Source organism: Catenuloplanes sp. NPDC051500, assembly GCF_044454585.1.
Classification (GTDB): domain Bacteria; phylum Actinomycetota; class Actinomycetes; order Mycobacteriales; family Micromonosporaceae; genus Catenuloplanes.
Map to the genome: position 1 here is coordinate 544,246 of NZ_JBITDX010000002.1, position 13,286 is coordinate 557,531.

A 13,286-nucleotide genomic window follows, 5' to 3' on the forward strand; every position below is an offset into this window, starting at 1 on the left:
CGTCAGACCGTCCTGTCCAAGACGACGATTGAGCGATCCGGCACCCAGAAGCTGCCGCCGGCCTCGGCGACGACCGGGTTGTCGGGTGACGGTTCGGCGGTCTCTATGACCTTCTCCCACTTCTGCCCGTACTCGGCGGGCGGAAGCGTGAATTCGAGGGGCGCGTCGTGCGCGTTGAAGCAGAGCAGGAACGACTGGTCCTGGTGCCGCTGACCGTACTGGCCGCGCTCCTTGATCCCGTCGCCGTTGACGAACAGCGCGACCGCGCGGCCGAAGTCGTTGCCCCAGTCGCCGTCGTTCATCTCACGCCCGTCCGGCGTGAACCAGGCCAGGTCCTGCAGCGCCTCGTTGTCGCCCCGGCCACCCACCGGCAGGCCGGTGAAGAACCGCCGCCGGCGGAAGACCTGGTGCTTCTTCCTGAAGGCCACGAGGGTACGGGTGAAGTCGAGCATCTGCTCGTCGACGTTCTCCCAGTCGATCCAGGCGATCTCGCTGTCCTGGCAGTAGGCGTTGTTGTTGCCGTGCTGGGTGCGCCCCAGCTCGTCGCCGTGCCCGATCATCGGCACGCCCTGGGACAACATCAGCGTGGCCATGAAGTTCCGCCGCTGCTTCGCGCGGGTCTCCAGCACCGCCGGGTCGTCGGTCGGGCCCTCCACGCCTGAGTTCCACGACCGGTTGTGGCTCTCGCCGTCCCGGTTGTCCTCGCCGTTCGCCTCGTTGTGCTTGTCGTTGTACGACACCAGGTCGTTGAGCGTGAAGCCGTCGTGGCAGGTGACGAAGTTGATGCTGTGGAACGGGCGCCGGCCGTCGTCCTGGTACAGGTCGGCCGAGCCGGTGAGCCGGGACGCGAACTCCGCGATCGTGGCCGGCTCGCCGCGCCAGAAGTCCCGCGCGGTGTCCCGGAACTTTCCGTTCCACTCCGTCCAGACCGGCGGGAAGTTGCCGACCTGGTAGCCGCCGGGGCCCACGTCCCACGGCTCCGCGATCAGCTTCACCTGGCTGATGATCGGGTCCTGCTGGACCACCTCGAAGAACGTGGAGAGCCGGTCCACCTCGTAGAACTCGCGGGCCAGCGTGGCCGCGAGGTCGAAGCGGAAGCCGTCCACGTGCATCTCCTGCACCCAGTACCGCAGCGAGTCCATGATCAGCTGGAGCGTCTGCGGCCCGCGCATGTTCATGCTGTTGCCGGTGCCGGTGAAGTCCACGTAGTACTGCCGGTCCTCCTCGGAGAGCCGGTAGTAGGCCGCGTTGTCCACGCCCTTCATCGACATGGTCGGGCCGAGGTGGTTGCCCTCCGCGGTGTGGTTGTAGACCACGTCCAGGATGACCTCGATGCCCGCGGAGTGAAGCGCCTTCACCATGCCGCGGAACTCCTGCACCTGCTGGCCGAGATAACCCAGAGCCGAATATCCGTGGTACGGCGCGAAGAAGCTGATCGTGTTGTAGCCCCAGTAGTTCTTCAGGCCCAGGTCGTTGAGCCGGTGATCGTGCACGAACTGGTGCACGGGCATCAGCTCGATCGCGGTGATGCCCAGCTTGAGCAGGTGCTCGATCATGGCGGGGTGCGCGATGCCGGCATACGTGCCGCGCAGCTCCTGCGGAATCTCCGGGTGCTTCTTCGTCAGGCCCTTCACGTGCGCCTCGTAGATCACCGAGTGGTGGTACGGGGTGCGCGGCGGCCGGTCGTTGCCCCAGTCGAAGTACGGGTTCACCACCACGCCCTTGGGCATGTACGGCGCCGAGTTGATCTCCGACATCCGGCTCGGGTCGTCCATCTGGTACCCGTAGAGCGCCGGGTGCCACTGCACGTCCCCGTCGACCGCCTTCGCGTACGGGTCGAGCAGCAGCTTGTGCGGGTTGCACCGGGCGCCGCTGCCGGACGGGTCGTACGGGCCGTAGACGCGGTAGCCGTACCGCTGTCCCGGCTGCACGCCCGGCAGGTACGCGTGCCAGACGAACGCGTCCACCTCCGTCAGCTCGATCCGCTGCTCCGCACCGATGTCCCACTCGTCGAACAGGCACAACTCCACCGAGTCCGCGACCTCGGAGAAGATCGCGAAGTTGGTACCTGTGCCGTCGTACGTGGCACCCAGGGGATACCGCCGTCCTGGCCACGTCTGCATGTAAAAGCTCCCCCTTTAGTTCGCGGACGTCCGCGTCCCAATCCTCGCCGGACCGGCCCCGCACCGCCGCCACGCCACGCGACGGTGATCCCGGACACCCGTACCCCCGCCCGCCCGTAGGGACGCGCGAAGGGCGAGGCGCATATGCCCCGAGAGTCACCGGCTTAATCCCCCGCGTATCCACGGCCCGGCGGAGCGTCGATTTCGCCCGCCGTACCGCTGAATTTCGTCATCGGCCGGACCCAAAATCTTGCCGGGAAGCTGCTAACGTCGAGCGCATCGCCTGCTTATTTTCCAGGGATTCCGCCGCTCCAGGGACGTCGCCGCACTCGGCACGTCGCCGGACGGTGCGGCCCTCGATGTGTCTTGTCAAGATTCTTTCAATCACAGAGGGCCCGTGCTGTTGAACGCACCGCTGATCTTCGGTCCCCAGGTCTGCGCCTCCCTCTCGGAGGGAGCGGGCGCGTCCCGCGAATGGCTGGTGCCCGACGGCGTCGGCGGGTACGCGATGGGGACGGTCTCCGGCCTCCGCACCCGGCGGTACCACGCGCTGCTGGCGATCGCCGACTCCGCGCTCACCGAACGCCACGTCGCGCTCGCCGCGCTCGACGCCACGCTCACGCTCCCGTCCGGGGCGAAGGTGCAGCTCTACACGCATGAGTGGAGCTCCGGCGCGATCGCGCCCAACGGCCACGCGTACCTGGAGCTGTTCGAGCTGCTCGACGGCCTGCCGCGCTGGCGCTGGCGGGTCGGCGACGTGGTGCTCGAGCGCGAGCTGGCGATGGCGCACGGCCAGTCGTCCCTCGGCGTCGTGCACCGCCTGATCTCCGCGCCCGGCCCGGTGAAGCTGTCCCTTGCCGCCATGTGCACCTGGCGGGACGCGCACGGTGAGCGCCGCGCCGACGGCCCGCCGCTCTCCGTGGCGAACGTGGCGGACGGCGTCGTGGTCGAGGACGCGTACCGGCTGGCCGGCCCCGGCTGGACCGCCGGCGGCGAGTGGCACCTGGACGCGTACACCCGCGCCGAGGCCGAGCGGGGGCTCAACCCGGCCGAGGACCTCTGGCACGCCGGCTCCTTCTCCGCCACGCTCGACATCGGCCAGGCACTTGAGGTGTCCGCCTGGTCCGGCGACCTGGGCGAGCGGCCGCCGCCCGCCGAGATCATCGTCGCGGCCGCCCGGGACCGCGCACACAAGCTGATCACCGGCGCCGACCCGGCCGACTCGGTGGCCGCCTCGCTGGCGCTGGCCGCCGACGCCTTCATCGTCGACACGGCGAACGGGCCGGACGTCGTGTCCGGATACCCGTGGTTCAACGCGTACCTCGGCGACACCATGACCGCGTACGAGGGCCTGTTCCTCGACACCGGCCGGGTCGCGGACGGCGCCGCGCTGTTGCAGGCGCGCGTCACAGCGGCGATCGAGGCCGCGGACGCCGGGCTGCTTCACGACCCGGTGGACGGCCCGCTCTGGCTGGTCCACGCGGTCGAGCGGCACGTCACCCGGACCGGTGACACCGACCTGGCCGCCGCGCTCGCCGACCCGCTTACCGACCTGCTGCTCCGGCACGTCGGCCTCGGGCCGGCCACCCGCCCGGCGCCCCGCGAGCAGAAGCCGGACGTGGCGAGGTCCGCGCTGGCCGCGATGCTCCAGACGCCGACCCAGGCGCTCATGCCGATCACGCCCGCCACCCGCCAGGCCCCGGTGCTGCTCGTCGGCGACTCGGACGGCCTGCTCCGCCACGACTCCGACCGCAACGCGCTGACCTGGATGAACGCGCGGCTCAACGGCGTCGCGGTCACGCCGCGCACAGGCAAGCCGGTCGAGGTCAACGCGCTCTGGGTCAACGCGCTGGCCGGGCTGCTCTCGCTGCTGCGCGCCTCCGGCCGGGAGAACGCGGACCTGGCCAAGACGCACGACACCGCGCTGGCCTCGTTCCAACGGCGGTTCATCGCGCCCGACGGCTGGCTCTACGACGTGGTCGACGCGCCCCCGGCGCTCTACCCGCTCGGTGGCGGCACCCACCACGACGACGCAAGCCTCCGGCCGAACCAGCTGCTGGCGTTCAGCCTGCCGCACGCGCCGCTGCGTGCGGAGGCCACGCCACGGCCGGTCCGCGCCGCCGGGTCCGCGCTGCTCACCCCGATGGGCGTGCGGTCGCTGGCGCCTGGCGAGTTCGGCTACATGGGCACCCACCGCGGCAACCGGATCGTGCGCGACGCGGCGTACCACCAGGGTGTGGTCTGGCCCTGGCTCATCGGCCCCTACCTGGACGCGTGCATCGCGGCCGGGCTGCCCACCGACGGCGTGCTGACCGGCCTCGAGTCGCACCTCGGCGAGTGGGGTCTCGGCTCGGTGAGCGAGACCGCGGAAGGCGACGCCCCGCACGCGGCCACCGGCTGCCCGTTCTCCGCCCGCTCGGTCGCAGAGCTGAACCGGATCCGGCACCGCCTCTAGATCATCCGTCGAGGCGCCATCCCGAGCGGGATGGCGCCTCGAACTGTCCGTTCCTGTATTTCGCGCGTTGACGCCCCGTGCTGAACTGCACATTTGAGTTCCCCTACTCATACCGGGAGGGGCGGGGCTGCGAGAGGCTACGGCGCATGATCATGACTCGGGTGGGCATCACCGCGGCGGCATCGGCGCTCCCGGACCGCGAGGTGGAAACCGCGGACCTGCAGCGCCAGGTGGCCACGGCAAGCGGACTGCGCCTGCCGGACGGGATGTTCGAGCAGCTCACCGGCGTGCAAAGGCGCCGGATCGCCGGCGACGACGAATACGCGTCCACGCTCGCGGTCACCGCCGCCCGCCGCGCGCTCGACGAAGCCGGCCTCGACCCGCTCGACGTGGACCTGCTGCTCTTCGCGTCCGCCAGCCGCGACATGGTCGAACCGGCCACCGCGCACATCGTGCAGGCCGCGCTCGGCTCCCGCGCCCACGCGCTCGACGTCACGAACGCCTGCAACAGCTTCATCAACGGCATCGACCTGGCCCGGTCGATGATCATCGCGGGCCGGGCCGGGCGAGTGCTCGTCGTCACCGGCGAGACGCCCACCCGCGCGATGCGCCGCACGCTCAGCGGGATGCAGCAGGTCCGGGACGCGTTCGCCGGATACACGTTCGGTGACGGCGGCGCGGCAGTGCTTCTCGAACAGGTAAACACCGGCGGCATCCTCGACATAGACACCGAAACGCACTCCGAACACTGGCAGGTCGGCGGCATCCCCGGCGGCGGCTCCCGGCACCCGCGCGGCGACGAGCACACCTGGTTCAGCGGCGAAGGGCACACGCTCCGCGCGGTCTTCGAGAAGGTCGGCGCCGGGATCATCGAACGCGTCAGCGCCCGCACCGGCCTCGACTGGGACGACTACCGGCACGTGCTCGTGCACCAGGTCACCGGGCCGTACCTGGAACGATTCACGGAGATCACCGGCGTGCCGTCGGACAAGCTCGTACACACGCTCCCGTCGCTCGGAAACCTGGCGAGCGCCAGCCTCGGCGTACAGCTGACCCGGATCTTCCCCGATCTCCAGACCGGCGACCGGGTGCTGCTCGTCGGCCTCGGCGGCGGCATCAGCATGATGACCATGGTGTGGGAGAAGGCCTGATGCTCGACCGGCTCCGCACCGTACTCGCCCACGACACCGACCGCCCGGCCATCCTCGGCACCACCCGCGCCGGCCGCCCCCGCACCCGCGCCACCCGCGGACAACTACACGACCTCACCGAGGGGTACGCCCGCGCGCTTCACCACCGCGGCCTGCGCGCCGGCGACACACTCGGCGTCGCCGCGATCCCCGGCCCGGCCGCGCTCGCGCTGATGCTCGCCGCACACCGGCTCGGGCTGCGCACCGCAATCCTCGACCCGCAGGCCGGCCCGGACGTGCTCCTCGCCCGCCTCCGCCTCGCCACCCCCGCGCTCGTCGTCGCGGACGGCGCCGCCCAGGCGCTCGCCTCCTGGGCCGCGCCGCTGGCCCGCCGCGTCCACCTCGCACTCCCGCCACTCGGCGACCTCGCCCCGGTCGCCACGCTCGGCCGCCGCTGGCCGGGTGCGGCCCCCGCGCTGGAGATCCCGGGTGGCCCGCCGCCGCCGGTCTACGAGGGCGACGGCGACGCGGTCATCGTGTTCACGTCCGGCACCACAAGCAGCCCGCGCGCGGTCGTACACAGCCGGGCCGGTCTGGACGCCGGCATGCAGGCGGTCACCGACCTGGTCCGCCCGGACGCGGAGTCACCGGTCGCCGGCGGCACGTTCTTCGTGCTCGCACCCGCCCTGGTCGCCGGCGCGCCGGTGGCCATGCCGGCCGGACGCCCACACACCCTCGCCCGGCAGCTCGCCCACCTGCACCCGCAGGCCACCTACCTGACACCGCCGGAACTGCGGGCCGCACTTGACGCGGGCACCCGCTTCTCCGGCCGGGTCTACAGCGGCTCCGCGCCGGTCTCCGCCGCACTGCTCGGCCGGGTCCGCGACGCCGGCGCCACCGAGGCCTGGGGCGTCTACGCACTGACCGAGGTCTTCCCGGCCGCCGCCGTCGAATCCCGCGAGAAGATCGCCTTCGACGGCGGCGGCGACCTGCTCGGCGCGCTGCTCCCCGGCGTCTCCGCACGCCTGGACGCCGCCGGAGTGCTGGAACTGCGCGCACCCCAGATGTGCGACAGATACCTGGGCGCGGCCCCGCACGAATGGGTGTCCACCGGCGACATCGCCCGCCTGGAGACCCCGCACGTCATCCTCTCCGGCCGCGCCAAGGACATGATCCTGCGGGCCGCCGAGAACATCTACCCCGGCCTGTACGAACCGTCGCTCCACGTACCCGGCGTCGCGCTCGCGCTGCTGGTCGGCGTACCCGCAGCCGATCAGGACGAGACAGTCGCCGCCGTCATCGAGCTGCAACCCGGTGCCTCCGAGACGGCGGTCCGCGCCGCGCTCCGCGACCCCCTCACCCGCATGGGCGACGCCCGCCCCGACCACCTCGTCTTCGCCCCGGTCCCCACCTCCGGCCGCTCCCGCAAACCCGACCGCGCCGCCGCCTCCGCGCTGGCCGCCGCCCACATCGCGGACACCCGATGACGGCCCGGACCCGCGACCAGGACCTCCGGTGAAGGCCCGGACCCGGGATCGGCGGGTCTATCTGCGCGGGCACCCGCTCCTGTTCGCGCTGCTCGCCGCCGTGCGCCGCCGGCCGGTCACCCGGCTCGGCAGCACGCTTCTGGTCAACGGCACCGACGAGTTCATCGAGGCGATGACCCGCCTCCCCCTGGATCGCCGCGCGGACGGCACCACCGGTGCCATCGCCCGGAACCTCGCCGACGCCGATCTCCTCTTCGACCAGGACGGCACCGCCCACCGCACCACCCGCCGTGACCTGGCGGCGCGCCTGAACAGCGGCGGCGTGGAACGGTTGCGGCCAATCTGGCGGGCGGTACTGGACCGGCGTCTCGCGGTGCTGCACGCGGGCGGCGAGGTGGACCTGGTCGATCTCACCTCCGAACTGGCCGGCAGCACGGCGGCCGCGCTGCTCGGCATCGAGGCCGATCCGCATGCGCTGTCCCGGGCCGCCCGCGACGCCGCCGCGGCAGCGGCCCGCGCCCACCTGCCGGGCCTCCGCCTCCCCGCACGACGCGGCCACGACCCGGCGACCACGGCGTCCCACCTGACCGCGCTGCTCTCGGCGGCGCTGCGCACCTCGGCACCCCCCGCTGCCGCGCGGGCCTCCGGCTGCCCGGTCACCGGGCCGGCCGTGCCACACACCTCCCCGGCCGAAGCAGCCACACCAAGCAGCGCAGCCACACCGGAGACCGCGCCGACCGGGCCCGAGATGGGTGCCGGGCTGGCCGCGATGCTGGCGGTGGCCGCGATCAACACCACGGTCGCCGCGGTTCCGCGGGCCGTGGCCTGGTGTGCCGACGACGCATTCTGGGAGCATGCCGCCGGCGAGGGCGAACGTCTGGACGCGCTGGTCACGGAGCTGTTGCGGGTGATCGTGCCGACGCCGCTGTTGCCCAGGGCCGCCGGTGCGGACGGCACGATCGGTGGATGCCCGGTGGCGCGTGGCGACCGTCTCATCCTCGTCACCCGGCACGCGACCGGCGCGCACCACAGCGGGCCGGACCCCGCCGACCCCGCGCCGCCGCACGTGGCACAGCTGGTCTTCGGCACCGGGCCGCACGCCTGCCCGGGCGCCGGGCTGGCCCGCGCCCAACTCCGCGACGTGCTCGCCGCGCTGGCGCCGCTGCGCCCGGTGGTGGTCGCGGCCCGCCCCGACCGCACGGCCGCGCTCCCCGGCTGGCGGATGCTCCGGATCAGGGCCACAGCCGGCCTCACCGGCCGGCCGGAGGCCCAGGTGGACACTCCGGTGCCGGCCGCCGGCAGCCCGGACGGCGCACGCCCATGATCGAGGCCGGGATGCGTGTCGCGGTCACCGGTGCGAGCGGGTTCTGCGGAGGCCAGGTGGCGCGTGCCGTCGCGGGGCGGGGTGCCGGCCTGCTCTGCCTCGGGCGCCGGCCCGGCCCGGCCGGCCGGCACGTTCCCTGGGACGCGGCCACCGACACGCCCGATCTCGACGGCGCCGACCTCGTCGTCCACCTGGCCGCGGCAGTCGGTGATCCGGGGCGCGGCAGACGCGCCGGGGAACAGTTCCGGGCGGTCAATGTGGACGGGGCGAAGCGGCTGCTCGACGCCGCGAACGGTCGCCCGGTCGTATGGGTGAGCAGCGGCAGTGTGTACCAGGTGCACAGCGGGACCGTCATCGAGGACCATCCGGTCGCGGGACAGCGCACCGCCTACGGCCGGACCAAGGCCGCCGGCGAGCGGCTGGCGTTGCGGGCCGGGGCCGTCGTGCTGCGGCCGCGCGCGGTCTACGGGCGGGGCGACCCGCATCTGCTCCCCCGCCTGCGGCGCGCGGTCCGCGGGGGCGTGATCCGGCTGCCCGGACCCGACGTGCAGCTCAGCCTCACCGCGGTGGAGAACCTGGCGGACGCCTGTCTTCAGGCGGGCGGCTGGCCGCCTGGCGCGTACAACATCGCGGACGCGCGTCCCTACCGCCGGAACGAGGTCGTCTCCCGGGTTCTCCCAGGGGTCCGGATCAGGCAGGTCCCGACCGCGGTCGCGCTTGCCGCGGCCGTGCTGATGCCGGGTTCGGAGATCACCCGATATGCCGTGGAGCAGCTGGCCTACGGGCTGGTGCTGGACATCGGCCGGGCACGCGCACAGGGATGGTCACCCCGCCTCGATCTGGACGACTTTCTCCTGGCGTCGGGCCTGTAGGCGATCAGCGTGCGGGCCAGCGCCACGCCCCCGCACGACCGGCGGGCGGGCGGGTCGTCCCGACCACTGCGGAACCGGAGCCCGCGGGAGCGTGCGGGCCGCAACCACCCACAGAGTGGGAAAAGAATCTGATCTTCGGGTTGGAACCGGCGTCTGAACACCGCACTCGACCGGGACACCGGGACCGGCGGCTACGGGCGCCCGGTGCACGCGCCTGATCAGGCGACGCCGAGTCCGTCGGCGGTGGGGGTGATGATCTCGGCCTCGATCAGGTCTGCGGTCAGCGCCTCGGAGGCCGCGGCGAAGGCGGTGAGGGAGCGCAGCAAGGAGCGGCGGGAGCCGGTGGGCATCTTCGTGAGGACCGTCTCTATGGCCTGGCAGCGGCGTTGCCTGAGGTCCTCGAGAAGGCCGGTCGCGGTGCTGGTCAGGGTGAGGTGGACCTCGCGGCGGTCGCGGGGGTCGGGGGTACGGGTGAGGAGCCCGGTGGCGGCGAGGCGGTCGCAGAGGCGGCTGGCCGAGGACGGGACCACGTCGAGGGCCTCGGCCAGGCTGCCGAGCGTCAGGCCGGGGCGGCGGGCCAAAACTGTGAGGACGCGGAACTGGGTGGCGGAGACGGGGAGGCGCGGGTCGAGGCGGGCGGAGTCGATCACGTCGAGCAGAGGCCCGACGGCCGCTTCCACGGCGATTGCCAGATCGCCCACGCTCTTCATAACCGAGGCGCATACCCTCCGGCGGATTCTTCAATCCGATGAGGGCCGATCAGTCCACACCGTGCCAATCAAGGCAGACGATCACGGCGTCGTCGTCGGGGTCGGCGTCCTCGTGGTAGTCCTGCAGGCCGCGCATGACGGAGCCGACGGCCTCGGCGGGGGGCTGGAGGCGGGTGGCGCGGATAGCGGTGATCATCGCTGCCTGGCCGAAGGCCTGACGGGTGCCGGGAGCTGCCGCGTGCACGCCGTCGCTGACGATGAAGAGGCGGTCGCCGGGTTCGAGCATGAAGCCCTGGGTGGAGTACTGCGCCTCGCCGAACATGCCGAGCGGGAGCTGCTGGTCGAGCGTGATCGGGGAGAGCGTGGCGCCGCGGATCCGGAACGCGTGTGGCGAGCCGGCGTCGACTGCGGAGACGCGGCCGGTGGCCAGGTCGGCCTCCAGGAGCAGCGTGGCCACGTGCCGGTCGCCGCCGTAGTGGGCGAAGACCGTGTCGGAGGCGAGCTCGGCCTGCTCGACGATGTCGCCGCCGGACCGGCGTGCGTTGCGCATGGCGTTGACCGCGAGGTTGGAGAGCGCGGACGCGGCCAGGCCGGTGCCGCTCCCGTTCATCACTGTGAGTGTCAGCTTCTCGTCGGTGACGGCCCAGTCGAAGTGGTCGCCGGCCACCGTGTACGCCGGTTCGAGCTGCCCGGCCAGCTCGAAGCGCGGGTGGCTGAGGCTGCGGCCGGGCAGCAGGTCCCACTGCATCTCGGCGGCCATGGTGAGCCGTTCGCGGCGGCGGGCCAGGCGATACCTGTCGGTGTCCCGGTCCGCGGCGCGCAGCGCGACGGCCAACTCGTCCGCGTTCTCGGCGAGCCGGTCCAGGTCGAGGCGGTCGCCGTCGAGCACAAGCACGCCGACGCGCTCGCCCCATGCGGTGAGCGGCAGGAACACCCGCCTGCCCTCGATCACCGGCTGCTGGCCGGCGAAGCAGCGGGCGGAGGCGCCGCGGTCGCGCAGGTTGCCGCCGATCGGGTCGTCGTCGTGGGCGTCGAGCACCGGCCAGAGTCCGGAGATGCGGTAGTCGGCGAGGAGCACGTCCGCCGCGTCGACGCCGTGCCACTCACGGAGGTGCTCCGCCGCGGCCTCGACAAGCAGGTCTGGGGCGGCAGCCCGAAGCCGCGCACCGAAATCGTCGTCAGCCGCCATCGGCATCACCACCCCCGCCCCACCTTGCCAGCGGGCGGGCCGCCGGTCCAGGCACGTTTCAGGACCGAAACCAGTGTCACAGGACAACGATCGGGGCTGAGCGCGCGATCTGGATGTCGCGGCCGACGCCGTACTCGTAGGAGTTGACGATCGCGTCGAGCCAGAAGATGTACGGCTCACCCTTGGTCAGGCCGGTCACCGTCTGGGTGATCGTGGTGCAGCCCTCGCCGGCCGGGACCGCCTTCCAGTCCGCCGGCTTCTGCTCACCGTGGTAGATCGTCTGCGGGATGGCGGCGAGCCGGTACGACTCCACAGTCGGATCCCCGACATTGACCCAGGTGACGGTCGCCTGCCCGGCGCCGGGCGTGACGCTGAGCCCGTTGAGCACGTTCGGCCGGAGGTTGCCGATGCACTCCGGCGGGACCGGGCTGATCGAGGCGGTGGGGTCCGCGGAGATCGTGAGCACGTTTGTCGGCGTGGGGCTGAGCGGGACACCGGCGGGTGTGGGGCTGCCGGTCGGCGTGCCGGTGAGCACGCGGGTGGCCCCCCACTCCTGGCCGCCGGCCGCGGCGTCGGACCCGGACCCGGCGGTGCTGCTCTCGGTGCTCAGCCCGAGCACGCTGCAGCCGGAGAGCGCGATGACCGTCGCCACCCCGGCGATGCCGAGGCCGATAAATCGTGCGTGCATTGTCCCCGCCCTCCGTGGTCCGCGGCCGCCGTCCGTGGCGGTGGCGACCTCACGGATCGGCCAGGGCTCAGACCTCCTGAGCGAATCGGCTCCACAGGTCGAGTTGCAGCGCGGTGTGCCGCGGGGGCGTGAAGCCGAGCGCCCGGTAGCCGGCCTCGCCGCTCGGCGACGCGTGCAGCGACACCCAGGCGACGCCGCGCTTGGCGAACCACTCGATCAGCTCTTCCATGCACGCGCGGGAGTAGCCGCGGCCGCGGTACGCCGGGTCGGTGGCCACGTTGAAGATGTAACCGCTCTCCCCGGTCGGTGACTGCGGGCTCGCGATGCGGGTGTCGACGGCGCCGACCGCGCACGAGGCGAGGCCCGGCTCGTCCGGCCGGTCCACCACGAACGCGGCGAGCAGCCCGGCGGAGTCGCCGAGCCGCACCCGGAACTGCCGCTCCGCGATGCCTGTCCACTCCCCCTGCGGCGGGTCACCCTCGCCGAACGCGTCCCGGATCATGACGGCCCGCAGCCGCACCAGCTCCGCCGCGTCCGCTGACTCCGCCCGCCGCACCGTGATCATCACTCGACCCTAGCCAGCGCGGGCTGTTTCTCACAGCAGGTTCTTGAGGAGCTGCTCGCCGGCGGGCCACGGGCCGTACCCCGCGGCGCTGTGCAGGTGCCCGGCGTCACCCGCGTCGATCAGCTGCGCGCCCCAGTCCTCCGCGTAGTCGCGGGACTCCTCGAACTCCGCGTAGGGGTCGGTGCGGCTGGCGACAAGGATCGCCGGGAACGGCAGCGCATGCCGGGGCACGTCGATGGCGGGCTCGTCCGGATCGTCCGGCCCCGGCTTCCACTCCGGATCGATGTAGGGGGGCGCGACGAGCAGCGCGCCCTTGACCGGCCCGGCGTGCAGGCTCGCCCAGACCACGACAGTGATGCACCCGGCGCTGTGCGCGACAAGCACGGCCGGCTCGGCGGACGCGGTGACCGCCCGGTGCAGCGCGGCGACGCGCAGGTCGAGGTCGAACAGCGGGCCGCCGGGACGGGGCACCCAGTGGTATTCCGGGTGGCCGGCGGCCCAGCGGGACTGCCAGTGATCGGGTGAGGCGGCGCTTCGCCCGGGTACGAGAAGTATCCGTGCCACGGGCAACATCATAGACAGTCATCGTTCCCGTTGGGAGTCGGAAGTCCGTCACAAACAGTAGTTGCCCAATCACGGAGCGACATGGTAGCCCAACTCGATTGGTGGATGACAAATAATTTTTGAAAAAGATGGTTTGGGGTACGTGCGCGACGGCTAGTAATGACGGCGCCGAGCCCCCG

General features: G+C 72.4%; 11 protein-coding genes. 5 read left to right on the forward strand and 6 right to left on the reverse strand.

Annotation, left to right across the window (positions count from 1 at the left end; genetic code table 11):
* Positions 1-2: 2 nt before the first annotated feature.
* Positions 3-2,123 carry a glycogen debranching protein GlgX gene (glgX, locus tag ACIA8K_RS05400; RefSeq protein ID WP_396055224.1) on the reverse strand — a complete coding sequence of 707 codons (2,121 nt, stop codon included), beginning with the start codon at positions 2,121-2,123 and terminating at the stop codon, positions 3-5.
* A 397-nt stretch (positions 2,124-2,520) separates the two neighbouring features.
* Between glgX and ACIA8K_RS05405 the strand changes: the two genes are divergently transcribed.
* The 5 genes from ACIA8K_RS05405 to ACIA8K_RS05425 all read left to right on the forward strand — a co-directional run bounded on the left by ACIA8K_RS05405 (position 2,521) and on the right by ACIA8K_RS05425 (position 9,391).
* Entirely contained in the window at positions 2,521-4,578 is a 2,058-nt protein-coding gene (locus ACIA8K_RS05405) for an amylo-alpha-1,6-glucosidase (protein ID WP_396055226.1), read from the forward strand.
* Between the two features lie 146 nt (positions 4,579-4,724).
* Entirely contained in the window at positions 4,725-5,729 is a 1,005-nt protein-coding gene (locus ACIA8K_RS05410) for a 3-oxoacyl-ACP synthase III family protein (protein WP_396055228.1), read from the forward strand.
* Positions 5,729-7,195: an AMP-binding protein gene (locus ACIA8K_RS05415; RefSeq protein ID WP_396055230.1), complete on the forward strand. Its 1,467-nt coding sequence runs from the start codon at positions 5,729-5,731 to the stop codon at positions 7,193-7,195. Before ACIA8K_RS05410 ends, ACIA8K_RS05415 begins: the two co-directional genes overlap by 1 nt.
* A 28-nt stretch (positions 7,196-7,223) precedes the next feature.
* A complete protein-coding gene (locus ACIA8K_RS05420) occupies positions 7,224-8,519 on the forward strand; it encodes a cytochrome P450 (protein ID WP_396055232.1) in 1,296 nt (431 codons plus the stop codon).
* Complete coding sequence (locus ACIA8K_RS05425) at positions 8,516-9,391, forward strand: NAD-dependent epimerase/dehydratase family protein (protein ID WP_396055234.1); 876 nt, start codon at positions 8,516-8,518, stop codon at positions 9,389-9,391. The genes ACIA8K_RS05420 and ACIA8K_RS05425 overlap by 4 nt, the downstream gene beginning before the upstream one ends.
* Before the next feature lie 218 nt (positions 9,392-9,609).
* Here the strand turns inward: ACIA8K_RS05425 and ACIA8K_RS05430 are convergent, their stop codons facing one another.
* From ACIA8K_RS05430 to ACIA8K_RS05450, 5 genes are all read right to left on the reverse strand, one after another.
* The gene (locus ACIA8K_RS05430) at positions 9,610-10,101 is read right to left on the reverse strand and encodes a MarR family transcriptional regulator (protein ID WP_396055236.1); all 492 of its coding nucleotides are present in this window, start codon (positions 10,099-10,101) and stop codon (positions 9,610-9,612) included.
* A gap of 49 nt (positions 10,102-10,150) precedes the next feature.
* On the reverse strand, positions 10,151-11,296 hold the full coding sequence (locus ACIA8K_RS05435) for a PP2C family protein-serine/threonine phosphatase (RefSeq protein WP_396055656.1): 1,146 nt from the start codon (positions 11,294-11,296) through the stop codon (positions 10,151-10,153).
* Between the two features lie 70 nt (positions 11,297-11,366).
* Positions 11,367-11,978, reverse strand: coding sequence for a hypothetical protein (locus ACIA8K_RS05440; protein WP_396055238.1), 612 nt, complete (start codon positions 11,976-11,978; stop codon positions 11,367-11,369).
* A gap of 67 nt (positions 11,979-12,045) precedes the next feature.
* Entirely contained in the window at positions 12,046-12,543 is a 498-nt protein-coding gene (locus ACIA8K_RS05445) for a GNAT family N-acetyltransferase (protein WP_396055240.1), read from the reverse strand.
* A gap of 30 nt (positions 12,544-12,573) precedes the next feature.
* Positions 12,574-13,107, reverse strand: coding sequence for an RBBP9/YdeN family alpha/beta hydrolase (locus ACIA8K_RS05450; protein WP_396055242.1), 534 nt, complete (start codon positions 13,105-13,107; stop codon positions 12,574-12,576).
* Positions 13,108-13,286 lie beyond the last annotated feature (179 nt).